Source organism: Promicromonospora sp. NPDC090134 (assembly GCF_044746965.1).
Taxonomy (GTDB): domain Bacteria; phylum Actinomycetota; class Actinomycetes; order Actinomycetales; family Cellulomonadaceae; genus Promicromonospora.
In genome coordinates this window covers 42,998-66,768 of record NZ_JBIVCZ010000017.1, presented here as the reverse complement: position 1 = coordinate 66,768, position 23,771 = coordinate 42,998, and the positions used below count along the sequence as shown (strand labels likewise).

Genomic DNA, 23,771 nt, shown 5'->3' with positions numbered 1-23,771 from the left:
CGACCACGCGGGCGAACGCGGCCCCCAGGGCCTGCGCCACGTGCGGGGAGAGCTGGTCGGGAACGACACCGCGTACGTCATACGCCTTGACGAGGACAGAAAGATCGATGCTCACGGGCGCCAGGGTATTGCACCCGCCGCCGGGAGAAATCGGCCGTGGTGGCTTCCTGACCGAAGGGATGAATTGTGGACCGGATGAAATTTGGCGAAGTTCACCCGCGCGTTGCCGGAAGAGACCGCGAATACCATAAAAATCGTCGGAGCTGCCGTTCATGCGACATTATCCTGCCCGGATGACCAGCACTCCTTCCTCCGCGGCCGGCTCACCGATCCCGGGATTCCACGCTGTCGTGCCGGCTGGCGGCTCGGGCACCCGGCTCTGGCCGTTGTCCCGCCAGGACTCCCCGAAGTTCCTGCTCGACCTGGTCGGGTCGGGCAGGACGTTGCTGCAGGCGACGGTCGACCGGCTGTACCCGCTGACGGGTCGGGAGGGAGTGCTCCTGGTCACCGGGACGCGGCACGTGGAGCAGGCCCGTGCGCAGATCCCGGAGCTCACGGACGCCGCGGTGATCGCAGAGCCCTCGCCACGCGACTCCATGGCGGCCATCGGACTGGCGGCGGCCGTCCTCGAGCAGCGGCACGGCAACGTGGTCATCGGCTCGTTCGCCGCCGACCACGTGATGCACGATCAGCGGGCGTTCGAGCACGCCGTGCGCGAGGCGGCCGTCGTGGCCAGGGCCGGGTATGTCGCCACCATCGGCATCGCGGCGTCCCGGCCGTCCACGGCCTTCGGATACATCCGCACCGCCGAACCGCTCGGCATCGACCACGCACCCAGCGCGCTGCATGTCGCGGGATTCACTGAGAAGCCTGACGCGACCACCGCGCGCGCCTATCTCGCATCTGGCGAGTACCGATGGAACGCGGGCATGTACGTGGTGCTGAGCTCAGTGCTGCTGGACCACCTCGCGCGGCACAGGCCCGCGCTGCACGACGGTCTGCGGACCGTCGCCAAGGCTTGGGACACGGCAGGCCGGGAGGCCGTGCTCCAGGAGGTCTGGCCCACCCTGGAGAAGATCTCCATCGACCACGCCGTGGCCGAGCCCGTGGCGGACTTGGGTGGCGTCGCGGTGGTTCCCGGCACCTTTGGCTGGGACGACATCGGGGACTACAACTCGCTCGCGGTCCTGCTTCCGTCGGACGACCGCGGCGCCAAGGTGCTCGGCGACCCGGCCGGCGTCGTCCGGATCGAGTCGGCGGGTTCCGTCGTCGTCCCCGCCTCCGGGCGCCTCGTCACGGTGCTCGGGCTCGACGACGTCGTAGTCGTCGACACCGAGGGGGCACTGCTCGTGACCACCCGGGCCAGGGCCCAGCAGGTGAAGGACATGGTCGCCGCGGTACGCGACCACGGACGCGACGACTTGCTCTGAGCCCCCGCGTCGCGACTACTCCACGACGGCGGGCAGCGTGTCGATCCCGCCGGGCTGCTCCGCCAGGTAGACGGGCAGCTCGTCGCGCGCCACGGCCGCCATGAGCGGGTCGAGCGCGTCCCGGTCGAGCAGCACGACCGACTGTCCGTCGTCGCTGCGGCCGGTACCCGAGTAGGGCGCGGTCAGGAACGTGATGTCGCTCGTGGAGAGGTCCTTGGCGCTGACGGCCAGCTCCAGCATCCGGTCGATCGTGAGGTCCGGGTCGACCGCCACGGCCCGGACCGCCGCCTCCAGGAACTTGGACATCTTCAGCAGGTCGCTCTTGTCCTCGGTGGCCTTCGAGGCGATCGCCCGCATCCAGGCCTGCTGCCGCTGCACGCGGCCGAAGTCGCCGTTCGCGAGCTCGTACCGCTCGCGCGTGAACTCCAGCGCCTCCTGGCCCGTCATCGTCTGCTCCACCGAGCCGCCCGCGCCGTCGGGCACCGTGATCTCCACGCCGCCGAGGGTGTCGGTGAGCGTCGTGAAGGACTCGAAGTCGCTCACCGCGAAGTGGTCGATGCGCACCCCGGTCAGGGCCTCGACCGTCTGGACCATCAGGCCTGGACCGCCGAAGGAGAACGCCGCGTTGATCTTGCCCTCGCCGAAGCCGGGGATGTCCACCCAGGAGTCCCGCGGGATCGAGATCACCGCGGCCGACTTGCGGTCCCCCGACAGGTGCAGGAGCAGGATCGCGTCGGTGCGCTGCGCGCCGAGCTCCCAGGCGGAGGGGTCGCCGGCGGAGATCCGGCTGTCGGAGCCGAGCGCCAGGATGTTCACGGGCGCGGCGGTGCCCTCCACGGGCGCCGGCTCGGGGCGGGCGGCCTCGTCGATGTCGGCGAACGGGTCCTCGATGCGCTCGATCTTCTCGTCGAGCGAGATCTTGTAGCCGTAGTACGCCATGGCGCCGCTGGCGCAGACGAGCACCAGGGCGCCGACGATCACCAGCGCGACGAATCCCTTGCCCCGGCGACGACGTCGCGCGGGAGCCGTCTCGGGTTCGGCGGCGGGCGGCGCGGTAAGGAGGTCGCCGACTCCATCAGGTCCATGCATACCCATCTGAGTACAGCTCGGACGACCGGCACCGCATCACCCTGGGAAAGAGATCACCCGTGGTTCACCCTGCCTCTGACCTGCACGGTGACGACCCGTGTGCGAGAAGAGGATTTCATCCGGGTGAATTCTCCACGGGTATTTCCTGATGAGAGAACGACGGCGGAGGAAGTGCAGGAGAACACGCTCCGACCACCCGTTCCCACCCTTCGGTGACCGGCCGTCGCGTGGGAAGATCCGGCACATGCGCGGAATCATTCTCGCCGGCGGCTCAGGGACACGGCTGCACCCGATCACCCAGGGGATCAGCAAGCAGCTCGTGCCCGTCTACGACAAGCCGATGATCTACTACCCGCTCTCCACCCTGATCCTGGCCGGGATCCGCGACATCCTGGTCATCACCACCCCGCACGACGCCGACCAGTTCCAGCGGCTGCTCGGCGACGGTGCGCAGTTCGGTATCTCGATCACCTACACGACGCAGGCGTCGCCCGACGGCCTCGCCCAGGCCTTCGTGCTCGGCGAGGACTTCCTCGGCACCGACTCGGCCGCGCTCGTGCTGGGCGACAACATCTTCTACGGCCCCGGTCTGGGCCATCAGCTCACCCGGTTCGCGGACCTCGACGGGGGCGCGGTCTTCGCCTACCGCGTCGCCGATCCCACCGCCTACGGCGTGGTCGAGTTCGACGAGCACGGCAAGGCGCTCTCGCTGGAGGAGAAGCCCACCCGGCCCAGGTCGAGCTACGCCGTGCCCGGCCTGTACTTCTACGACAACGACGTCGTGGCCATCGCCAAGGGGCTCGAGCCCTCGGCACGCGGCGAGTACGAGATCACCGACATCAACGCCGAGTACCTGCGCCAGGACCGGCTCCAGGTCGAGGTGCTGCCCCGCGGCACCGCCTGGCTCGACACGGGGACCTTCGACTCCCTGCTGGAGGCCTCGGACTTCGTCCGCACCATCGAGCGCCGCCAGGGACTCAAGATCGGCGCCCCGGAAGAGGTCGCGTGGCGCCGCGGCTTCCTGTCGGACGACGACCTGCGCGCCCGGGCGGAGAAGCTCACCAAGTCCGGCTACGGCACCTACCTGCTGAGCCTCCTGGACTCCTGACCGCGAGCGCCACGCGCTCAGCGGGTCCCCAGCACCGTCGGTGCCGCCGCCTTCCAGCGGTCGGCCCAGTCGCGGATCGGCTCCACGCCGACCTCTCGGAGCCGGTCGTGCCCCAGCACCGAGTACGCGGGCCGGGGCGCCGGGAGCCGGTAGGCGGCGCTGGTGGTCGGGTCCACCGGCGTCGTGAGCCCGGCGGCCGCCACCACCTCGCGGGCGAACCCGTGCCACGTCACCTGGCCCGACGCTGTCCCGTGGTACGGCCCGCCGGGCGCCTGCGCCGCCACGAGCCGCACGATCAGGTCGGCCAGGTCCGCCGTCCAGGTGGGCTGGCCGGTCTGGTCGTCCACGACGCTCAGCCGGTCCCGCTCCCCCGCCACCCGCGCGATCGTCTGCGGAAAACACTTCCCGCCCGCCCCGTAGAGCCACGCGGTCCGGATCACGAGGGCGTCCGGCGCGTAGGCCCGCACGGCCCACTCGCCGGCGGCCTTGGTGCGCCCGTAGGCCGACCGAGGGTCCACCGGCGCGTCCTCGGCGTAGGGCTGCGTCGCGCCGCCGTCGAACACGTAGTCCGTGGACACGTGCACCAGGCGCGCCCCGGACGCCGCGGCCGCACGCGCGAGGTGCGCGGGGCCCGTCGCGTTGGCGGCGAAGGCCTCGGCCTCGTGCGTCTCGGCGTCGTCGACGGCGGTCCAGCCCGCGCAGTTGACGACGACGTCGTGGCCCGCCACCGCGTCGAGCACTGCTGAGGCGTCGGTGATGTCCACGTCAGGCCGACGGATCTGGGTCACCTCATGGCCCGCAGTCCGGGCGGCGGCCACCACGTCCTGCCCGAGCATGCCGGCCGCGCCGAAGACCACCCACTGCTGTGCCGTGCTGCGTCCGCTGGTCACCCTAGGATCCTAACCAGGGCCGCAGGACCGCCGACGAACCACGCGAGGAGTTCCATGGAGTACCGCGAGCTGACCGTGCCCGGCGCCTTCGAGATCACCCCGAAGCAGTTCGGAGACCCGCGCGGTCTCTTCCTGGAGGCCTTCAAGGCGGGCCCGTTCGCCGACGCCGTCGGGCACGCGTTCGACCTCCAGCAGGCCAACTGCTCGGTGTCGGCCGCCGGAGTGGTCCGCGGCGTCCACTTCGCCGACGTGCCACCCAGCCAGGCCAAGTACGTCATGTGCGTGAGCGGGGCGGTGCTCGACGTCGTCGTGGACCTCCGCGTGGGCTCGCCCACCTTCGGTACCTGGGACACCGTCCTCCTGGACGACGTCGACCGCCGCGCCGTCTACCTGTCCGAGGGCCTGGGCCACGCCTTCATGTCCCTGGAAGACGCCTCAACGGTCCTGTACCTGTGCTCCACGGGCTACTCGCCGGGCCGCGAGCACGGCATCCACCCCCTCGACGAGGACCTGGCCATCACCTGGCCCACCACCGCGAGAGACGGCACCCCGATCACCCCCCTCCTCTCGGAGAAGGACGAAAAGGCCCCCACCCTCGCCGAGGCAAGAACCCAGGGCCTCCTCCCCACCATGGAAGCCGTCGGCGCTTTTCTCGCCGCCCAAGCGACCAAGCCCTGACGGAGACCAAGTACGCCCACCCGGGGCAACCCGACAGCAGAGGTCCGGGCGAACGTGAGGGGTGCGCCGCCGTAAAACCGTAGCGGAGGGCCCCCTGGGGCCCGTGAGCGAGGCGGCGCACCCCTCACGTTCGCCCGGACCTGACCCAACAACAACGAGTTACTGCCCCGAAGCCGCGTACTTCGCCTCCGTCAGGGCCTTCGCGCCCCTCCACCAGGACTCGTGCTCCCGGTACCAGCTGACCGTCGCCTCCAGCCCCGCCCGGAAGTCCGTGTACCGCGGCACCCACCCCAGCTCCGTCCGGAGCCGGCTCGCGTCGATCGCGTACCGCAGGTCGTGCCCGGGGCGGTCGGTCACGTGGTCGAAGTCGTCGGCGTCCCGCCCGAAGATCTCCAGGAGGGTGCGCACCACGTCGAGGTTGCTGGTCTCGCCGTCGGCCCCGATCAGGTACGTCTCGCCGATGGCACCCTTCTCGATGATGGTCCAGACGGCGGAGTTGTGGTCCTCGACGTGGATCCAGTCGCGCACGTTGAGCCCCGCGCCGTACAGCCGGGGGCGCACGCCGTCGATCAGGTTGGTGACCTGCCGCGGGATGAACTTCTCGATGTGCTGGTACGGGCCGTAGTTGTTCGAGCAGTTCGAGATGGTCGCCCGCACGCCGAAGGACCGGACCCAGGCCCGGACCAGGAGGTCGGAACCCGCCTTGGTCGAGGAGTACGGCGACGACGGGTTGTACGGCGTGTCCGGCGTGAACCGGTCGGGTGTGTCGAGCGGCAGGTCCCCGTACACCTCATCCGTCGAGATGTGGTGGAACCGCACCCCGTGCTTGCGAACCGCTTCCAGCAGCGTGAACGTGCCCACCAGGTTGGTCTGCACGAACGGCGACGGGTCGTTCAGCGAGTTGTCGTTGTGCGACTCCGCCGCGAAGTGCACCACCAGGTCCGCGTCCCCGACGAGTCGGTCGACCAGCGGCGCGTCCGTGATCGAGCCCTCGACCAGCTCCACCCGGTCCGCGACCGGGTCGAGCGAGGTGCGGTCGCCCGCGTAGGTCAGGGCGTCGAGCACCGTGACCTGCGCGTGGGGGCGCTCGCGCACGGTCTGGTGCACGAAGTTCGCGCCGATGAAGCCCGCGCCGCCGGTGACCAGGACGCGCATCGGTCAGTCCCGCCCGTAGATGTCGCGGGTGTAGATCTTCTCGGCGACGTCGTCGAGCACCTCGGTGCGCCGGTTGGCGATGATGACGTCGGCGCGCGCCTTGAACTGGTCCAGGTCGCGCACGACCTCCGAGGAGAAGAAGTCGTCCTGCTCGAGGGTGGGTTCGTAGACGATGACCTCGATGCCCTTGGCCTTGATCCGCTTCATGATGCCCTGGACGCTGGAGTCGCGGAAGTTGTCCGACCCGGCCTTCATCACCAGCCGGTACACGCCCACGGTCTTCGGCTCCCGGCGCAGGATGTCCGCGGCCACGAAGTCCTTGCGGGTGGTGTTGGCGTCCACGACGGCGTTGATCAGGTTCTGCGGAACGGCGGCGTAGTTGGCCAGCAGCTGCTTGGTGTCCTTGGGCAGGCAGTACCCGCCGTACCCGAAGGACGGGTTGTTGTAGTGCGTCCCGATCCGCGGGTCGAGGCCCACACCCTCGATGATCTGCGCGGTGTCCAGGCCGTGGGTGGCCGCGTAGGTGTCCAGCTCGTTGAAGTACGCCACCCGCAGCGCCAGGTAGGTGTTGGCGAACAGCTTGATCGCCTCGGCCTCGGTCGGGTGGGTCAGGAGCACCGGGGTGTCCTCGTCCAGCGCGCCCTCCAGCAGGAGGTCGGCGAACTGCTTGCCACGGTCGCTCTGGTCCCCGACCACGATCCGCGAGGGGTGCAGGTTGTCGTACAGGGCCCGGCCCTCGCGGAGGAACTCCGGGGAGAAGATGATCCCCGCACCCGGGTGCTCGGCCCGCATCCGCTCGGTGAACCCGACCGGGATGGTGGACTTGATCACGATCGTTGCGTCGGGCACACGCTCCAGGACGTCGTCGATCACGGTCTCGACCGAGGACGTGTCGAAGAAGTTGGTGACCTCGTCGTAGTTGGTCGGTGTCGCGATCACCACGACGCCGGCCCCCGCGTACGCCTGTTCCTTGTCCAGGGTCGCGGTCAGCGCCAGCTCCCGGCCGGCCAGGTACTCCTCCAGCTCGGGGTCCACGATCGGCGAGACCCGGTCGTTGACCTGCGCGACCTTGACCGGGTCCACGTCGAGCGCCCAGACCTCGTGGTGCTGCGCCAGCAGCACCGCGTTGGACAGCCCGACATACCCCGTACCGACAACAGCGATCTTCACGACCAGGCTCCTGACAGGAAGAGTTCGACAACGCGCCCATGGTAGGCGCGTGGCACGGTCCGAAAGGGCGGCATCAGAGCGTCCGGGGAAGGCTTCATCCAGTGACGCACGCCACACCGGCGCCCGAGCGCGCCCGAGGTTAGGCTTGCCTCACCATGTCACAGACCACCAGCGCACCGACCGAGAAGCCCCGCAGAGGCGCCCGCACCACGGCAACCGTGACCGCGGTCCGGCAGCTCACCCCGCACATGATCCGGGTGACGCTCGGCGGCGAGGCCCTGGCCGACGTCGACCCCACGCCGTTCCCCGACCGCTACGTCAAGCTGGTCATGGCCGAACCCACCGAGCCCGAGGGCCGCCCCGTCCTGCGCACGTACACGATCCGTGCCGTGACCGAGGCCGGGTGGGACATCGACGTCGTCACGCACGGCGACGTGGGTCACGGCGGCCCCTGGGCCCAGCAGGTCCAGCCGGGCGACGAGGTCTCCTTCGTGGGACCGGGCGGCGACTACGCGCCGTCCCCCGACGCCCCGTGGCACCTCCTGGCCGGCGACGAGTCCGCCCTCCCGGCCATCGCGGCCGCGTGCGAGGCCCTGCCCGACGGCGCCGTGGCGCACGTCTTCGTCGAGGTCGCCGACGCGTCGGAGGAGCAGGAGATCACCAGCGCGGCGAACCTGCGCCTCACCTGGGTGCACCGGTCCACGGGGGCGAGCCTGGCCGACGTCGTGCAGGCCGCCGAGCTGCCGGACGGTACCCCGCACACGTTCCTGCACGGCGAGGCCGGCTGCGTGCGCGACCTGCGCCGCTGGGCGCGCGGGACGCTGGGCGTGCCGCGCGAGCTGCTCTCGGCGTCCGGCTACTGGAGGCTCGGCCGCGACGACGAGCGCTGGCGCGCGGAGAAGCCCGAGTGGCGGGCCGCCGTCGAGCAGGACGACCTGGTGCTCAGCGCGCGCTGACCTCGCGCGTCACGAGCCGGCCAGCCCGTCCAGCACCGCGAACCAGCGGTCCGCCGTCGGGCCGTCGTACGGCGCCTCGCCGGCCCGCACCGCGGCCAGGAGCGCGTCCGCGTCCCCGCGCACCTGCTGCACCACGGACGCCGGGTACCCGTAGCGCACGGAGTGCTCCGCGAACTCGTCCTCGTCGTCGATGAAGAACTCGCCCTGCACCCTGGCCCGTTCGCTGCCCGGCTGCAGGGCGAGCACGTCGAGGTCCATGTCGATGGCCGAGACCTCGAACGCCGGGCCGCGGCCGTCCCCGCCGCCGGGCACGGCGCGCCACTCCGGCACGGTCGTGAGGTCGATGTAGAGGCGCACGCCCCGCGGGTGGTCGCGGTAGATGTCCGCGACCCACCCGACGTCGCCGAAGAGCACGACGCCGGGATAGCGCGTCCGATACTCCCGCCCGGGCCTGCTGAACCGCGTCCCGGCGCGGTAGCCGAGCCACACGCCGTGCTCGTCGCGGCCGAGGTGCACGGCGTCGAACCGCCAGTGCGGCGTGCCGTCCCACTTGCGCATGCGGCAGCCCACGAGGGTGCCCGTCTCCGTCGGCCGCGCCGACGCCTCCGAGAGCGGCTCGGAGGGCAGCCCGGACGGCGGCTGCGTTGACGAAAAGACCTGGTCAGCAGGTTGTTGCGCAGACATGTCCGGGAGCCTACCCAGTCGTCGTCGGGGCGTAACCGGAGGGCACTACGCTCTGGCCACCGTCGGCGCCGTGCACACGCCGGGACGACGGTTCTCCTGCTCAACCGTCGACCCCACGAGGAGTCTTCATGTCCCCTGCAAGCCGCCGTCTCGCCGCGTCCGGTGAGACTGCGCACCAGGTCCCGGCCGCCGACGAGATGATCGCCGAGGCGCTGCTCACCGCCACCGCCGAGACCCTGTACAACCCGCATCCCGACAACCCGGGCCCGTTACCCGAGGCCCGGCCCGTGCCGACTCCCGACCAGGAGTCCTGGACCCAGGCCAAGGAGCCCAGCCGCCAGCCGCGCGAGGTGTGGTCCGCCCCCGACCGCGCCGCGGACCGCCCGTTCCAGGAGCGTCCCGAACCCCTCTCCGGTGACGCCGTGGTCACCGCCGCCCTGCGCCGCGGCCTGCCGATCGACGAGGCCGTCACCACGTCCATCCGCACCGCCGGCAGCCTGGACACCGCCCAGTGGCGGTCGCTCTGCCACTCGCTCATGGCGCGTCCCGAGACGCGCCGCGCCGGGGTCGCCGGGGCCGCGCTGATCGCGCAGCGCGTGGGCCTGCGCGAGCTCGCCTGGGACCTGCTCCGCCAGCTCGGGCCGGACGACGCCGCCCGCCTCGCCCCGGCGGAGTACCTCCGGGCGGGCATCGCCATGGCCAGCCCCGACGTCGCCCGCACCGCGGCGACGTGGGTGCGGCACGGGATCGTGTCCGACGCCCCGGTGCTGCTCGACCTCGCGCGGCTGCTGTTCATCGCCGACGAGGCCGCGCTGGCCGCCGGGGCCCTCGACGCCGCACGCCACGGGGCAGGACTGTCCGACCAGGTCCAGGCCTCGATCGACCACCTGGCGCCCTGGATCGAGAAGGCGCACCGGCCGGCCGCACCGGCCCGGGTGCCGGCCGGGCACGTGTCGTTCGCCGTGCTCGACTACAAGGCGCCCGACGAGAACGTGGCGTCCACCAACATCGGCGACACGATCCAGACCGTCGCGAGCCTCGGCCACCTGCTGCGGCACGAGGGCCTGCGCCTGCACGGCGACGCCGCCGTCACCGAACCCGTCAGGCTCCTCGCCGACCGCGTGCGGCCCGCGCACGTCGTGCCGGGCCCCGGCGCGGACGTCGACCTGACGCTGGTCCAGCGGGACATGTCGCGGCTGGACGCCGTGCCCGAGAACACGTGGATGCTGGCGTACGGCTGGTACATGCACAGCCAGTTCGACCTGCGCTTCGACTTCCCGTTCCACGAGAACCTGCAGCCGCTGTTCGTGTCGTTCCACATCAACAAGCACGCCGTGCTCACGCCCACCGCCGTCGACTACCTCCGGGCCCACGGGCCGATCGGCTGCCGGGACTGGACCACGGTGCACCTGCTGCTCAACGCAGGCGTCCCGGCGTTCTTCAGCGGCTGCCTCACCACCACCGTCGACACCGTGTTCCCGGCCGGCTTCACGCCCGCGCCCGCCGGGGCGCCGGCCGTGTACGTGGACACGCCCGTCCCGGAGCACGACGCCGCGGGCGAGTCCGTCACGCACCTCTACCCCGAGGTGCGCCACAACTCCTTCGCCCGCAACGTGCGCGACGCCGTCGACCTGCTCGACGCCTACCGCAGCCGGTACTCACGCGTGGTCACGTCGCGCCTGCACGCGTTCCTGCCCGCGTGGTCCATCGGGGCCGACGTCGACTTCCGGCCCCGGAACGACGCCGACATCCGGTTCGCGGGTCTGCTCGACGCCGACGAGGCGGGCCGGCGCGCCATGCAGCGCCGGATCCGGGACGTCGTCGCCCCCGCGATGGCCAGGATCCTCGCCGGGGCCACCCGCGACGAGGTCTACGCGACCTGGGCTGCCACCGTGGCCCCCGAGGTCGAGCTGGCGCGGGCGGTGCACGCCACGCCCGTGGCGGTACCGCCCGGCACCTGTGACGTGGCCGGCATCGTCGCCGGGGTGCGTGCCACGCGAATCGTCGTCGAGGCCGTCTCGCCCCGGACCGGGACGGGTCCGGCGCTGAACGTCGCCGTGGCCCTCGACGGCAACCTGCGCTCCCAGATGGAGGTCGTGGTGGCCGGGGTGGTGCGGCACACCGACCGCCCGGTGCGGGTCGTGGCGCTCACGCGCGACCACACGCCGGCCGACCACGTCCGGCTCGCGGCCCTGTTCCCCGAGGTCACGTTCGAGTGGTACGCCTGCGACGGAACCGACTACGGGCCGGTGCTCGGCATGCTCAAGCACATCACGGTCGCCACGATGGACCGTCTGCTGCTGCCCGACCTGCTGCCGCACCTCGACCGCGTGCTCTACCACGACCTGGACGCGCTGTGCGTGGTGGACGTGGCCGAGCTGTACGACACCGACCTGGGCGGTGCGCCGCTGGCGGCCCGCCCGTCGATCTCGTACAACTACCGGCACGGCGTCGGGAACGTCATCCGGTCCACGCGGCTGCTCCAGCACGACCCGGGTGCCGCACGCGACCTGGTCCGGGCCATGATGCAGCGGCACCGGCACGGCTACCAGGGCTTCAACGCGGGCATCCTGGTGCTCGATCTGGCGGTGATGCGCGCCGACGGCTTCACCGCGGAGTTCGTGCCGTACGCGGAGCGGTACGGGCTCAACGACCAGGACGTGCTGAACGCCTACGCCGGGTCGCGCTACCGCGCCCTGGACCCCCGCTGGAACGCGTGGCCCACGCAGGAGCTCGTCGCCGAGCCCGGGCTGATCCACTGGGCCGGGCCGGTCAAGCCCTGGCACGAGGACCGGTACATCCTGCTCAAGGAGCACTGGGCCGCCGCGGAGACCTGGCTGGCCGCCCGCCGCTAGGCCGTCGAGTGCCGGGTATCTGCGCTTCTGGAGGGATCAGGAGCGCAGATACCCGGCACTCAGCGACTCAGTAGTCGGACGGGGCGGGGGGCGGTGTGTCGCCGTCCTGGTCGAAGCCCGCCAGGACCGAGGCCGTGCCCGACAGGCCCAGGCGGGTGGCGCCCGCCTCGATCATCGCGAGCGCCGTGTCGAGGTCCCGGATGCCGCCCGAGGCCTTGACCCCGAGCCGGCCGCCGCCCGCCGCGCCCACGGTGCGCGCCATGAGCGAGACGGCGTGGACCGAGGCGCCGCCGGCCGGGTGGAAGCCCGTGGAGGTCTTGACGAAGTCAGCTCCGGCGGCCTCGGCCGCCTTGCACGCGCCCACGATCTGCTCGTCGGTGAGGGCGGCGGACTCGATGATCACCTTGAGGACGCGGCCCGGCTGCACGGCGCCGCGGACCGCGGCGATGTCGGCCTCCACGACGTCGAAGCGTCCGGCGCGCGCGGTGCCGACGTCGATCACCATGTCGACCTCGTCGGCGTCGTCGGCCACGGCGCGGGCCGCCTCGAACGCCTTCACGTCGGTCATGTGCTTGCCCGACGGGAACCCGCACACCGTCGCGACGGCGAGCCGCCCGGCAGCGACCTCGACCGCGAGCGACACGAACGACGGCGAGACGCACACCGAGTAGACACCGAGGCCGGCGCCCTCCTCGACGAGCGCTGCGACGTCGGCGGCCGTGGTCTCCGGCTTGAGCAGGGTGTGGTCCACGAACGCGGCGAGGGCCACCTTGTCGCGCGGCACCCGGGCGGGCTGCGGCGCGTGGGTCTGTGCGGTCATACGAGGGCACCTTCGACTTTCTGGAATCCGGGCATGATGACCTGGTCGACCAGGTCGCGGCGCTCGTCGTGGTGCATGAAGGCACCCCAGGCGGCGGTGACGGTCACGTCGACGAGGTCGTCGATCGTCCAGCCGGCCTCGTCGACGAGCAGCTTCATCTCGTGCGTCATCGACGTGCGGGACATGAGGCGGTTGTCGGTGTTGAGCGTGACCGCGAAGTCCAGCTCCTTGAGGCGGGTGATCGGGTGCGTCGCGATCGAGTCGGCGACGCCCGTCTGCAGGTTCGACACGGGGCACAGCTCGAGCGGGATCTGGTGGTCGCGCACCCAGTGCGCGAGCCGGCCGAGGTCGGCCGAGCCGCCGCGGCCGTCGGCCGAGAGCGCACCGTCGGACGGGTCGTGGTCGCCGTCGGACACGAAGGCGATGTCGTCGATGATCCGGGCGCCGTGGCCCAGGCGGTCCGCCTGCCCGAGGTGCACGGCCTGCCCGATGGAGTCGAGGCCGGCGGCCTCGCCGGCGTGGATCGTCACGGGGACGTCGTGCTCGGCGAGGAAGCGCCAGATCCCGAGGTGGCGCGACGGCAGGAACCCGTCCTCGGGCCCCGCGATGTCGAACCCGACCACGCCGCGGTCCCGGTAGGTGACGGCGAGGTCGGCGACCTCCTGCCAGCGGTCGGCCTGGCGCATGGCGCCGACGAGCTGGCCGACCCGGATGATGTGACCGCCGGCCGCGGCGGCCGCGATGCCGTCGTCGATCCCGGCCTGCACCGCCTCGACGGCCTCGCCGAGCGACAGCCCGCCTCTCAGGTGCTGCTCGGGCGCCCAGCGCTGCTCGGCGTAGACGACGCCGTCGGCGGCGAGGTCGAGCACCGCCTCGCGGGCGACCCGGGCCAGGTTGTCGGCCGTCTGCATGACGGCGATGGTGTGCTCGAAGGTCTCGAGGTAGCGCACCAGCGTGCCGGAGTCGGCCGCGTCGCGGAACCAGGCGGCGAGGGAGCCGGCGTCGGTCGCGGGCAGCTCGTGCCCGGCGGCGTCCGCGAGCTCGAGGACGGTCTGTGGCCGCAGGCCCCCGTCGAGGTGGTCGTGGAGCACTACCTTGGGCAGGGCGCGGATCAGCGCCTCGCCGGGGCGCGCCCCGTGGTCTTGCGTGGTCATGCTGACAACCTACCGTCCGACGCCCACACCCGGCCGGTCCACCCGTCGGGAACCGCCCGTCAGTGGGCTTCCGTCGTCGCCCCGGTGGCGCCGCCCTGCCACCGGCCCGCACGCTTCGGCAGCACCACCCAGGCCACGTGCGGCCAGCCGCCGAGCGCCGCGGTGAGTGCCTTGCGCACGCGCGCGGCCGTGCGGTCCCCCGTGGTCTGCTGCGGCTCGGCCTCCCGCGTCGGGGCGGGCGGCGGGTCGAGCAGCACGGCCACCGGGACGGTGTGCAGGCCCGCCCCGGACGGCTCGTAGATCACCGCGTTGCCCTCTGTCCCCTCGCCGTCGGCCAGGGTGAGCAGCACCACGTGGCGCGGGACGGCGGCGTCCCACCCGCTCGTCACGTCGCCGCCCGTGTACAGAGGCACCGGGATGCCCGCGCGGGCCGCGGCGACCGCCGCCTCCAGCAGCCCGCGGGAGCCCGCGACCCGGTGGGTGTAGCGCACGCCGCCGTAGCTGGCGAACCGCGCGGCGCCCCACGGCGGCGTGCCGTAGGTGCGCGGCCAGCCCGCCACCACCAGCCCGTGCCGGTTCGTGGCCGCCTGGACGGCGTGCTGCAGCCGCACGAACCGCGCGGCGGGGTCGTCGCCGGCGATCCGCAGGGCCGCCCGCGGGTCGCCGGCCAGCCCGAGCATCGCGAGCACGGCCGACCCGCACGTGGTCTCGTCGACCTGCACGGCGGCGGCGGTGTCGCCGTCGAGCGACGGGAGGTTCAGCCGCCGGGGAAAGCCGACGGTCCCGGTGCCGCGCTCACGCCCGAGCGGGTCCAGGACGGACCGCCGGGCGCGGGACGTCACCGACTCCAGCCGGCGCTCGACGTCGTCCGGGATCGCGGGGCGCTCGAAGCGACCCCGCGGCGGCGGCGCGGGTACGGGCCCGGCGAATGCACGCATCGCGCCGAGCAGGGACGAAAGGCGCAATGTCGACTGCACGCTCGTCAGGCTAAGCCGCGCTCGGGCGACTCGCCGGTTCGCCACGCTGGGGAAGCGGGGCGACCTCTTCCGGTGGGTGAAAACAGCCTCCCACCTCAGACGATGCGGTCGAGCACCACCGATCCCCGCGACGCCAGGGCCGCGCCGACCAGCGCGCCGGCCCCCATGTCCATGCTCGCCAGCGCACCGGCGGCACCCCCGAGGGCCCCGCCCAGCACGCCGTTGCCGGCCGGGTCCACGGACCATCCGCCGTCGAGCGCCTCGCGGGCCCGGGCGAACCGCTCGGGCGTGTCGGTGTGCAGGGTCAGCAGGGGCTGCCCGGCGGTCACCTCCTCGCCCGGCTTCACGTGGATCTCGATGCCGGCCGCCGCCTGGACCTCGTCCTCCTTGCGGGCCCGGCCCGCGCCCAGGCGCCGGACCGCCACGCCCACCGCGTACGCGTCCAGCGAGGTGAGCACGCCGGACTCGGGCGCCACCACCGTCTCGGTCTCCTTGGCGACCGGCAGCGGCGCGTCCACGTCGCCGCCCTGCGCGGCGATCATGGCCCGCCACTTGTCCATGGCGCGGCCGTCGGCCAGCGCGGCCCGCACGTCCTCCTCCGGCCGGGGCCGGTCCGCCGCGGCGAGCATCTCCACGGCGAGCGCCACGGTCAGGTCGACGACGTCGGACGGGCCGCCGCCCGACAGCACCTCCAGCGACTCCCGCACCTCCAGGGCGTTGCCGGCGGTCAGCCCGAGCGGCACGGACATGTCCGTGACCAGGGCGACGGTGCGCACCCCGGCGTCGGTCCCGAGGTCCACCATGGTGCGGGCGAGCTCGCGCGCGCTGTCCAGGGTCTTCATGAAGGCCCCGGAGCCGACCTTGACGTCGAGCACCAGCGCGCCGGTGCCCTCGGCGATCTTCTTGGACATGATCGAGCTCGCGATGAGCGGGATCGCCTCGACGGTCGCGGTGACGTCCCGCAGCGCGTACAGCTTCTTGTCCGCCGGGGCGAGGCCCGCGCCCGCGGCGCAGATGACCGCGCCCACGGAGTCGAGCTGGGCCATCATCTCGTCGTTGGTCAGCGAGGCCCGCCAGCCCGGGATGGCCTCCAGCTTGTCCAGGGTGCCGCCCGTGTGGCCCAGGCCGCGGCCCGAGAGCTGCGGCACGGCGACGTCGAACACCGCGACCAGGGGTGCCAGGGGCAGCGTGATCTTGTCACCCACGCCGCCGGTGGAGTGCTTGTCCGCCGTGGGCCGGGAGAGCGCGGAGAACGACATGCGCTCGCCGGACCGGATCATCGCGGCGGTCCACCGCGAGATCTCCTGCCGGGTCATCCCGTTGAGCAGGATCGCCATGGTCATCGCGGACATCTGCTCGTCGGCCACCGCGCCGCGCGTGTAGGCGTCGACGAGCCAGTCGATCTGCGCGTCGGTCAGCGACTCCGTGTTGTCGCGCTTGACCCGGATCAGGTCGACGGCGTCGAACGGCTCGGTCATCGGTTTGCCTCCCGCACGTGGTCCAGGTCGCCCGGCCCGAAGGCCTGGGGCAGTACTTCGGTCATCGGCTGGATGCCCAGCGGGGTGTCCACCAGCAGCTCGGCGCCGCCGTGCTCCCACAGGAGCTGGCGGCACCGGCCGCACGGCATGATCGTCTCGCCGAGCGAGTTCACACAGGTGAACGCCGCCAGCCGGCCGCCGCCCGACATGATCAGGGCGCTGACCAGCGAGCACTCGGCGCACAGGGTGACCCCGTACGCCGCGTTCTCGATGTTCGCGCCCGTCAGGAGGCGGCCGTCGGCGGCGAACGCCGCCGCGCCGACCTTGAATTCCGAGTAGGGCGCATAGGCCTTGCCGACGGCGTCGCGGGCCGCGGCCCGCAGGCCGTCCCAGTCCACGACGCCGTCCGGGCGCACCTGTTCCACAGAGCTCACGTCCACCATCCTCACCCCTTGACGTACGGCTCGCCCGACGCGGCCGGCGGGCGCGAGCGCCCGACGAGACCCGCGACGGCGAGCAGGGTGACGACGTACGGGATCATGAGCATGAACTGGCTCGGTACGGGCGAGCCGACCACGGAGAGCACGTTCTGCAGGTTCGACGCGAAGCCGAACAGCAGGCCCGCGAAGGCTGCGCGCACCGGGTCCCACTTGCCGAAGATGACGGCGGCCAGGGCGATGTAGCCCGCGCCCCCGGTCATGTTCTCGCCGAACTGGCTGAGCTGGACGGTCGTGTAGAACGCGCCGCCCAGGCCCGCCACGGCACCGGCGACGAGCACGGCGTTGTACCGGGTGCGCACCACGTCGATGCCCACGGTGTCGGCAGCCTTCGGGTGCTCGCCCACGGCACGCAGGCGCAGGCCCCAGCGGGTGCGGTTCAGCGTGTACCAGACGGTGGGCACGGCGATGAACATCAGGTAGATGAGCAGCGGCTGGTCGAACAGGACCGGACCGATCACGGGGATGTCCGACAGCACCGGGATCGGGATGGACTGGAACCGCGTGGTCGAGTTCAGCGTCTCCGCGCTCGGCACCAGCACCTGCGAGTACAGGAAGCTGGTCAGGCCGACCACCAGCACGTTGAGCACCACACCGACGATCACCTGGTTCACGTGGTAGGTGATGGCGAACACGCCGAGCACGAGCGCCACGAGCGCGCCCGCGACCACGGCCGCGACCAGACCGGCCACCGCGCTGTTCGTGATCGAGGAGACGATCGCCGCGGTGAACGCCGCGCCGAGCAGCTGCGCCTCGATCGCGATGTTGACGACGCCCGCGCGCTCGCCGATCACGCCGCCCAGCGCGCCGTAGACGAACGGCACGGACCACAGCACGGCGCCGCCGAGCAGGCCCACGATCGACAGGTCGCGGGGGCTGCCCGCACCGGCCCAGGCCAGGAAGCCGAGCAGACCGGCCAGGGAGTAGAGCACGACGAGCCAGACCGACGTCCGGCGCCCGCGCGCCGTGAGCGCGAAGGCGACGGCGGTCACCGCCAGCATCACCGCGCCGCACACCCAGGCGAACACCAGCGCGGGCACCACGATCACCGGGATCTGGAAGAAGTCGCCGCGCTGGGACAGCAGGAACCTGGTGTCGCCCGAGTGCGGCACCGCGAGCAGCATGAGCGCGTACAGCACGGTCACGGTGAGCAGCACGCCCGCCGTCTTCCACGACACGACCGTCACGGTGCGCGTCGTCTCCGACAACGGCGCGTCGAGCTGGGTGGTCTGGTGGTCGGCGCTCACGCGGCCGCCTCCTTCCGGTTCCGGGCCGCCTTGGCCTTCTTCGGTGTCCGACGCCGGTTCGGGTCGGGCAGCCGGAAGATGGCCCGCACCAGCGGCGGCGCGGCGATGAACAGCACGATGAGCGACTGGACCACGAGGACGATGTCGCTCGGGACGCCCTCGGCGGCCTGCATGGTGGTGCCGCCCGCCTTGAACGCGCCGAACAGGATGCCCGCCGCGAGCACGCCCCACGGGTTGGACCCGCCGAGCAGCGCGACGGTGATGGCGTCGAACCCGATGCCGGCGTCGATGTCGGAGCTGAAGCCCGTCGTCACGGCGCCCAGCACCTGCGAGGCGCCGGCCAGGCCGACGAGGCCGCCGGCCACGAGCATGGAGTTGATGGTGGCGCGCCCGGTGTCGATGCCCGCCACGCGCGCGGCGCGGGGGTTCTCCCCCACGGCGCGGAACGCGAAGCCGGTCGACGAGCGGTTCAGGAGCCACCACACGCCGACGACGGCCAGCACCGCCAGGACGAAGCCCCAGGTCAGGTTGAACCGGTCGCCGAGCAGGTTCGGCAGCTGGGCGGACTCGGCGGTCGGCGGCGTCTTGGGGTTGGACGATCCGGGCGCCTGCAGCAGCCCCGGCGTCGCCAGGAAGTAGGAGATGAGGTAGTACGCGACGTAGTTGAGCATGATCGTGACGATCACCTCGTGCGCACCGGTGCGGGCCTTGAGCAGGCCCGCGATCCCGGCCCACACCGCGCCGGCCGCGATGCCGGCCACGAGGGCCAGCAGCAGGTGCAGCGGGAAGGGCACCCCGCTGACGCCGAAGCCCACCCAGCCGGCCGCCGCGGCCGCCACGAGCATCTGTCCCTGACCACCGATGTTGAACAGGCCGGCCCGGAACGCGAGCGCCACGCCGAGCCCCGCCGCGATGAGCGGGGTCGCGTAGCTGAGCGTCTCCGTGAACGGCCGGATCGCGGTGACGAAGTCCGGCGCCTGCAGGTTCACCACGGAACCGCGGAACAGGGCGGCGTATGCGCCGCCGACCGCCTGCCCGATCGCGACGAAGGTGTCGACCGGCCGCGCGAAGAAGTACACCGCGGACGCCTTCACCTCCTCGTCGGTGAAGGCGATCATGATCGAGCCCGCGACGACGGCGAGCAGCACGGCGCCGAGAGCCACGGTCCAGGAGCTGGTCATCGTCTGCTGCAGGGCCCTGGCCATGCGGCTGGCCGTGTCCTGCACCTCCTCGCCGGCGGGTGCGCCCAGCTCGCGGGCGCGCTCCTGCTCCAGCTCCTCGGCGGTGCCGGGGTCGAGGCCCGGCTCCTGCTCGGGGTTCTTCCCCGAGCTCGGTTCGGGCGCGCTCACGCGACCTCTCCCTTCGCGTCTTCCGGCGAGATCCCCGCCATCATCAGGCCCAGCACGTCACGCGGGGTGTCGGCGGGCACGATGCCCACCACCTTGCCGCGGTACATCACCATGATGCGGTCGGCCAGGGCCACCGCCTCGTCCAGCTCGGTGGACACCACCACCACCGGCACGCCGGCGTCGCGCGTGGCGACGATCCGCTTGTGGATGAACTCGATGGAGCCCACGTCCACCCCGCGCGTCGGTTGCGCCGCGACGAACAGCCGCAGGTCGCGGGACAGCTCGCGGGCGAGCACCACCTTCTGCTGGTTGCCGCCCGACAGCCGGCCCACCGGCGTCGTGATGCCCTGCGTGCGGACGTCGAACTCGGCGACCTTCTCGTCGGCGAACCGGTCGCGGAAGGCGAGCTGCAGCGCTCCGCCCTTCACGAACGGCGGACCGTCGGAACGGTCGAGCATGAGGTTCTCGGCGATGGTGAACTCGCCGATCAAGCCGTCGAGCGTCCGGTCCTCGGGTACGAAACCCACGCCCTCGTCGAGGATGCGGCGCACCGACCGGCCCACCAGCTCCTTGCCGTCGAGCCTGATGCTGCCGGACACGTCGCCCTCCAGGCCGATGAGGGCCTCGGTGAGCTCCGTCTGGCCGTTGCCCTGCACGCCCGCCACGACGAGCACCTCGCCGCCACGCACCTCGAAGGTGACGTCGTCGACCACGACCACGCCGGTCTCGCTGGTGACCACGAGGTTGCTGACCTGCAGCGCGTTCTCGCGCAGGGTGGGCACGTCCTTCTGCACGGTCAGCTCGACGGCGCGGCCCACCATCAGGGAGGCGAGCTCCGCGTCCGACGCCGTCGGGCTGGCCTCGCCCACGACCTTGCCGTGCCGGATCACCGTGATGCGGTCGGCCACGGCGCGGACCTCGCGCAGCTTGTGGGTGATGAACACGATCGCGGAGCCCTCGTCGCGCAGCTGGCGCATGATCGCCATCAGCTCGTCGGTCTCCTGCGGCGTGAGCACCGCGGTCGGCTCGTCGAAGACCAGCACGTCGGCGTTCCGGGAGAGCGCCTTGATGATCTCGACCCGCTGCTGCACGCCCACGGGCAGGTCCTCGACCACGGCGTCGGGGTCCACGTGGAAGCCGAAGCGGGCGGAGATCTCGCGTACCTGGGCGCGGGCCGCCTCCAGGTCGAGGCGGCCGCCGCCGCGCGTCTGCTCGTGACCGAGCATGACGTTCTCCGCCACGGTGAAGACGGGCACGAGCATGAAGTGCTGGTGCACCATGCCGATGCCCGCACCCATGGCGTCGCCCGGGCCGGCGAAGTCCTGGACGACGTCGTCCAGGAGGATCTCGCCCTCGTCGGCCTCGTACAGGCCGTACAGCACGTTCATCAGGGTGGACTTGCCCGCCCCGTTCTCGCCCAGGAGCGAATGGATCTCGCCTGGCTGCACCACCAGGTCGATGTGGTCGTTCGCGACGAGCGCGCCGAAGCGCTTGGTGATGCCGCGCAGCTCGAGCCGCATAGGAATCCTTCCCGACAGGGGGTCCTGCTCATGACAGGTCCCGGGGCACACGGCGTGCGCCGTGCCCCCCGGGACCATCTTGCGTCAAGTCTCGGCCGTCGACCGATCAGCCGTCCACGGCCGTGACCCGCGGGTCACTCGGCGAGGTAGGACTCCACCGCGACGTCACCGGCGATGATCGACTCCCTGAGGGCCTGGACCTCTTCCCACAGGGCCGGGTCCACCTTGTCCTCGAAGTTGTGCAGCGGCGCGATGTCCACGCCGCCGTTCTCGAGGGTGCCGACGTACGGGGTCGGGTCGAACTCGTCGTTGCCCGACGCGACCACGGCCTCCTGGGTGGAGACGTCCATCCCCTTGAGGATCGAGGTGAGGACCAGGTCCTGGGTGGTCGGGTCCGACTCGAAGAAGTCGGCGTCCACACCGATCAGGGCGACGTCCTCACCGGAGTCGGCGATGGCGTCCATGGCGGACTGGTAGATCGGGCCACCGACGGGGAGGATCACGTCGACGCCCTGGTCCAGGACGTTCTGCGCGGTCTGCTTGGCCGCCGGGTCGGCCGCGAAGCCGCCCGTGAACGAGCCCTTCTTGCCGTCCCAGCCGACGAGCTCGACGTTCTCGCCCTTGGTCTCGTTGTAGTAGTCGACGCCCTGCTTGAAGCCGTCCATGAAGATGGTGACGGTCGGGAAGTCCATGCCACCGAACGTGCCGACCTTGCCGGCCTCCGAGTAGCCCGCGGCGAGGTAGCCGGCGAGGAACGCGGCCTGCGCCGTGTCGTACAGCAGCGGCTTGATGTTCTCGGCGTCGGCGGTGCCGTCGAAGTCCGCGTCCGCGGCGTCGTCGACCAGGATGTAGTCGATGTCCGGGTTGGCCGTGGCCGACTCGACGGTGGTGGCGGACAGCGCGAAGCCGACCGTGACGATGGCGTTGCAGCCCTCGGCCACGAGGGACTCGACGTTGCCCTTGTAGTCGCTCTCGGACGTCGACTGGACGTCGACGAGCTCCGTGCCGAGCTCTTCGGCCGCAGCCGTCGCACCCTCGAAGCTGAGCTGGTTGAAGCTCTTGTCGTCGAACCCGCCGGCGTCCGAGACGATGCAGGGCTTGAAGTCACTGGCGGCGGCACTCTCGCCACCGGTGGACTCCTCCGGGGCGGCGCCGCACGCCGAGAGCGCGAGCGCCGTTGCTCCCGCAAGGGCGGTGAGCCAGACAGCCTTCTTCACTGGTGCTCCTTCGATGATCCTGAGGGCGACGTTCCAGACGGATCTGGAGCCCTATACCGCACCGAGGGTAGCCAGCGCATCTGGCATTTCGCGTTTCGAGACGGTAACCGGAGTAAGTCGTTACCGAAGCGTCATCGACAGCAACAGTTCTCGCTCAGGAGGCAGCGAACTGGGCGAGTGTCCTTACGCCCACGCCGATCGCCCGCTCGTCCACGACCAGGTCACCCTGGTGCAGGTCATAGGTGCGGCCGCCGGGCGTCCGCACGCCGAGCCGCGCCATGGTGCCGGGCACCTTGCGCAGGAACCAGGCGAAGTCCTCGCCGCCCATCGACTGCTCGGTGAGCTGCACGGCGTCGGGCCCGACGGCGTCCCGGATCGCCGCCTCGAGGTCGCCGGTGGCCTCCGCCTCGTTCTCGACGGGCGGCACGCCGTGCGTCACGGTCACCGAGATGTCCACCTGATACGGGGCCACGACCTGCTCCACGGCCTCGCGGACCAGCTCACCGGCCTTCTCCCACGCGCGGACGTCGAGGCAGCGCAGCGTGCCCTTCAGGATGCCGGTGGACGGGATCGCGTTGGGCGTCGAGCCCGCCTGGACCGCGCCCCACGTGAGGTTCACGCCCGAGCGGGGGTCCAGCCGCCGGCCGAGCACGGCGGGCGTCTGCGTGATGACCTGGCCGAGCGCGAACACGACGTCGCCGGTGAGGTGCGGGCGGGAGGTGTGGCCGCCGGGCGACGAGATGGTCACCATGACGGAGTCGCTCGCCGACGTGATGGGGCCGATACGGGTACCCACGTGGCCGACGTCGAACTTCGGGTCGCAGTGCAGCGCGGCCATGCGGTCCACGCCGTCCAGCTCGGAGGTCTTGTTGATGATGTCCTCCGCGCCGCCCGGGAAGACTTCCTCGGCGGGCTGGAAGAAGAGCCGGACGCCGCGGGCGAGCCGCCCCTCCTCCTGGAGGCGAGCGAGCACGAGGCCCGCGCCGAGCACCACGGTCGTGTGCACGTCGTGCCCGCAGGCGTGGGCCACGCCCGGCCGGGTCGAGGCGAACTCCACGCCGCTCGTCTCGTGCAGCGGCAGCGCGTCGAGGTCGGCGCGCAGGCCCACCCGGCCCTCGCCGTCGGGCCCGTGGTCGGGGCCGATGTCGCAGACCAGGCCGGAGCCCGTCGGCAGCGGGCGCGGGTCCAGCCCGGCGGCCCGCAGTCGCTCGACCAGCAGCGCGGAGGTGCGGATCTCCTGGCGCGACAGCTCGGGGTGCCGGTGCACGTCGCGGCGGAACGCGACCAGCTCCGCGTCGAACCCGTCGGCCAGCTCGCCCACGCGGGCCGCCAGGCCTGCGACGACGTCCGTCGCGTTCCCCCCGGGCACGTCCCCGACCGGCATCTGATCGTGCGAAACGATCTGATCGAAGTCGTCGATGCTGACGGGCTGCTGGGTCGGGTTCACGCACTCACGGTAGCGCCGTCCGCCCCGCGAGACACAGCAGCGGGCGATGC

General features: G+C 71.9%; 20 protein-coding genes. 5 read left to right on the top strand and 15 right to left on the bottom strand.

The genetic code is table 11. The features are described 5' to 3' along the window. Positions 1–293 precede the first annotated feature (293 nt). Positions 294–1,430, top strand: a complete 1,137-nt coding sequence (locus tag ACIPN7_RS29125) for a mannose-1-phosphate guanylyltransferase (RefSeq protein ID WP_400550590.1) — start codon at positions 294–296, stop codon at positions 1,428–1,430. A 15-nt stretch (positions 1,431–1,445) separates the two neighbouring features. On the opposite strand, the gene ACIPN7_RS29120 is transcribed toward ACIPN7_RS29125, so the two are convergent. Further along, positions 1,446–2,519: an LCP family protein gene (locus tag ACIPN7_RS29120; protein WP_400550588.1), complete on the bottom strand. Its 1,074-nt coding sequence runs from the start codon at positions 2,517–2,519 to the stop codon at positions 1,446–1,448. Between the two features lie 244 nt (positions 2,520–2,763). Here ACIPN7_RS29120 and rfbA point away from each other — a divergent pair, with 244 nt between their 5' ends. Beyond that, entirely contained in the window at positions 2,764–3,627 is an 864-nt protein-coding gene (rfbA, locus tag ACIPN7_RS29115; protein WP_400550587.1) for a glucose-1-phosphate thymidylyltransferase RfbA, read from the top strand. A 17-nt stretch (positions 3,628–3,644) separates the two neighbouring features. Here the strand turns inward: rfbA and rfbD are convergent, their stop codons facing one another. Next, positions 3,645–4,517 carry a dTDP-4-dehydrorhamnose reductase gene (gene rfbD / locus ACIPN7_RS29110; RefSeq protein ID WP_400550585.1) on the bottom strand — a complete coding sequence of 291 codons (873 nt, stop codon included), beginning with the start codon at positions 4,515–4,517 and terminating at the stop codon, positions 3,645–3,647. Positions 4,518–4,571: 54 nt separating this feature from the next. Here rfbD and ACIPN7_RS29105 point away from each other — a divergent pair, with 54 nt between their 5' ends. Then, positions 4,572–5,195 (top strand): dTDP-4-dehydrorhamnose 3,5-epimerase family protein, encoded by a 624-nt coding sequence (locus ACIPN7_RS29105; RefSeq protein ID WP_400550583.1) that lies wholly within the window; start codon positions 4,572–4,574, stop codon positions 5,193–5,195. 159 nt (positions 5,196–5,354) lie between these two features. Here the strand turns inward: ACIPN7_RS29105 and rfbB are convergent, their stop codons facing one another. Together rfbB and ACIPN7_RS29095 are read right to left on the bottom strand one after the other, a co-directional pair. Continuing rightward, the gene (gene rfbB, locus ACIPN7_RS29100) at positions 5,355–6,350 is read right to left on the bottom strand and encodes a dTDP-glucose 4,6-dehydratase (protein WP_400550581.1); all 996 of its coding nucleotides are present in this window, start codon (positions 6,348–6,350) and stop codon (positions 5,355–5,357) included. Positions 6,351–6,353: 3 nt separating this feature from the next. Beyond that, positions 6,354–7,520: a nucleotide sugar dehydrogenase gene (locus ACIPN7_RS29095; RefSeq protein WP_400550580.1), complete on the bottom strand. Its 1,167-nt coding sequence runs from the start codon at positions 7,518–7,520 to the stop codon at positions 6,354–6,356. 155 nt (positions 7,521–7,675) lie between these two features. On the opposite strand from ACIPN7_RS29095, the gene ACIPN7_RS29090 reads away from it, so the two are divergent. Further along, the gene (locus tag ACIPN7_RS29090) at positions 7,676–8,476 is read left to right on the top strand and encodes a siderophore-interacting protein (RefSeq protein ID WP_400550578.1); all 801 of its coding nucleotides are present in this window, start codon (positions 7,676–7,678) and stop codon (positions 8,474–8,476) included. Between the two features lie 9 nt (positions 8,477–8,485). On the opposite strand, the gene ACIPN7_RS29085 is transcribed toward ACIPN7_RS29090, so the two are convergent. Then, positions 8,486–9,160 (bottom strand): DUF402 domain-containing protein, encoded by a 675-nt coding sequence (locus ACIPN7_RS29085; RefSeq protein ID WP_400550576.1) that lies wholly within the window; start codon positions 9,158–9,160, stop codon positions 8,486–8,488. 128 nt (positions 9,161–9,288) lie between these two features. Here ACIPN7_RS29085 and ACIPN7_RS29080 point away from each other — a divergent pair, with 128 nt between their 5' ends. Further along, positions 9,289–12,015 carry a glycosyltransferase gene (locus ACIPN7_RS29080; RefSeq protein WP_400550574.1) on the top strand — a complete coding sequence of 909 codons (2,727 nt, stop codon included), beginning with the start codon at positions 9,289–9,291 and terminating at the stop codon, positions 12,013–12,015. A gap of 67 nt (positions 12,016–12,082) precedes the next feature. On the opposite strand, the gene deoC is transcribed toward ACIPN7_RS29080, so the two are convergent. From deoC to ACIPN7_RS29030, 10 genes are all read right to left on the bottom strand, one after another. Further along, positions 12,083–12,835: a deoxyribose-phosphate aldolase gene (deoC, locus tag ACIPN7_RS29075; protein WP_400550572.1), complete on the bottom strand. Its 753-nt coding sequence runs from the start codon at positions 12,833–12,835 to the stop codon at positions 12,083–12,085. After that, complete coding sequence (locus tag ACIPN7_RS29070; protein WP_400550570.1) at positions 12,832–13,989, bottom strand: adenosine deaminase; 1,158 nt, start codon at positions 13,987–13,989, stop codon at positions 12,832–12,834. The genes deoC and ACIPN7_RS29070 overlap by 4 nt, the downstream gene beginning before the upstream one ends. 59 nt (positions 13,990–14,048) lie before the next feature. Continuing rightward, complete coding sequence (locus tag ACIPN7_RS29065) at positions 14,049–14,966, bottom strand: hypothetical protein (RefSeq protein ID WP_400550568.1); 918 nt, start codon at positions 14,964–14,966, stop codon at positions 14,049–14,051. A gap of 95 nt (positions 14,967–15,061) precedes the next feature. Then, positions 15,062–16,444: a thymidine phosphorylase gene (locus ACIPN7_RS29060; protein WP_400550566.1), complete on the bottom strand. Its 1,383-nt coding sequence runs from the start codon at positions 16,442–16,444 to the stop codon at positions 15,062–15,064. After that, positions 16,441–16,887 carry a cytidine deaminase gene (locus ACIPN7_RS29055; protein ID WP_400550564.1) on the bottom strand — a complete coding sequence of 149 codons (447 nt, stop codon included), beginning with the start codon at positions 16,885–16,887 and terminating at the stop codon, positions 16,441–16,443. Before ACIPN7_RS29055 ends, ACIPN7_RS29060 begins: the two co-directional genes overlap by 4 nt. 2 nt (positions 16,888–16,889) lie before the next feature. Continuing rightward, positions 16,890–18,188 carry an ABC transporter permease gene (locus ACIPN7_RS29050; protein ID WP_400550562.1) on the bottom strand — a complete coding sequence of 433 codons (1,299 nt, stop codon included), beginning with the start codon at positions 18,186–18,188 and terminating at the stop codon, positions 16,890–16,892. Further along, positions 18,185–19,537, bottom strand: a complete 1,353-nt coding sequence (locus tag ACIPN7_RS29045) for an ABC transporter permease (protein WP_400550560.1) — start codon at positions 19,535–19,537, stop codon at positions 18,185–18,187. Before ACIPN7_RS29045 ends, ACIPN7_RS29050 begins: the two co-directional genes overlap by 4 nt. Further along, positions 19,534–21,057 (bottom strand): ABC transporter ATP-binding protein, encoded by a 1,524-nt coding sequence (locus tag ACIPN7_RS29040; protein ID WP_400550558.1) that lies wholly within the window; start codon positions 21,055–21,057, stop codon positions 19,534–19,536. Before ACIPN7_RS29040 ends, ACIPN7_RS29045 begins: the two co-directional genes overlap by 4 nt. A gap of 134 nt (positions 21,058–21,191) precedes the next feature. Further along, positions 21,192–22,274, bottom strand: a complete 1,083-nt coding sequence (locus ACIPN7_RS29035) for a BMP family protein (protein ID WP_400550556.1) — start codon at positions 22,272–22,274, stop codon at positions 21,192–21,194. Between the two features lie 154 nt (positions 22,275–22,428). Next, positions 22,429–23,658, bottom strand: a complete 1,230-nt coding sequence (locus ACIPN7_RS29030; protein ID WP_400550594.1) for an amidohydrolase — start codon at positions 23,656–23,658, stop codon at positions 22,429–22,431. Between the last annotated feature and the right edge of the window lie 113 nt (positions 23,659–23,771).

Excerpts from the sequence above, each read along its gene's own strand:
- ACIPN7_RS29125 (WP_400550590.1), top strand. The coding sequence starts at position 294 with ATGACCAGCACTCCTTCCTCCGCGGCCGGCTCACCGATCCCGGGATTC.
- ACIPN7_RS29120 (WP_400550588.1), bottom strand. The coding sequence starts at position 2,519 with ATGCATGGACCTGATGGAGTCGGCGACCTCCTTACCGCGCCGCCCGCC.
- rfbA (WP_400550587.1), top strand. The coding sequence starts at position 2,764 with ATGCGCGGAATCATTCTCGCCGGCGGCTCAGGGACACGGCTGCACCCG.
- ACIPN7_RS29105 (WP_400550583.1), top strand. The coding sequence starts at position 4,572 with ATGGAGTACCGCGAGCTGACCGTGCCCGGCGCCTTCGAGATCACCCCG.
- rfbB (WP_400550581.1), bottom strand. The coding sequence starts at position 6,350 with ATGCGCGTCCTGGTCACCGGCGGCGCGGGCTTCATCGGCGCGAACTTC.
- ACIPN7_RS29090 (WP_400550578.1), top strand. The coding sequence starts at position 7,676 with ATGTCACAGACCACCAGCGCACCGACCGAGAAGCCCCGCAGAGGCGCC.
- ACIPN7_RS29085 (WP_400550576.1), bottom strand. The coding sequence starts at position 9,160 with ATGTCTGCGCAACAACCTGCTGACCAGGTCTTTTCGTCAACGCAGCCG.
- ACIPN7_RS29080 (WP_400550574.1), top strand. The coding sequence starts at position 9,289 with ATGTCCCCTGCAAGCCGCCGTCTCGCCGCGTCCGGTGAGACTGCGCAC.
- deoC (WP_400550572.1), bottom strand. The coding sequence starts at position 12,835 with ATGACCGCACAGACCCACGCGCCGCAGCCCGCCCGGGTGCCGCGCGAC.
- ACIPN7_RS29070 (WP_400550570.1), bottom strand. The coding sequence starts at position 13,989 with ATGACCACGCAAGACCACGGGGCGCGCCCCGGCGAGGCGCTGATCCGC.
- ACIPN7_RS29060 (WP_400550566.1), bottom strand. The coding sequence starts at position 16,444 with ATGACCGAGCCGTTCGACGCCGTCGACCTGATCCGGGTCAAGCGCGAC.
- ACIPN7_RS29055 (WP_400550564.1), bottom strand. The coding sequence starts at position 16,887 with ATGGTGGACGTGAGCTCTGTGGAACAGGTGCGCCCGGACGGCGTCGTG.
- ACIPN7_RS29040 (WP_400550558.1), bottom strand. The coding sequence starts at position 21,057 with ATGCGGCTCGAGCTGCGCGGCATCACCAAGCGCTTCGGCGCGCTCGTC.
- ACIPN7_RS29030 (WP_400550594.1), bottom strand. The coding sequence starts at position 23,658 with ATGCCGGTCGGGGACGTGCCCGGGGGGAACGCGACGGACGTCGTCGCA.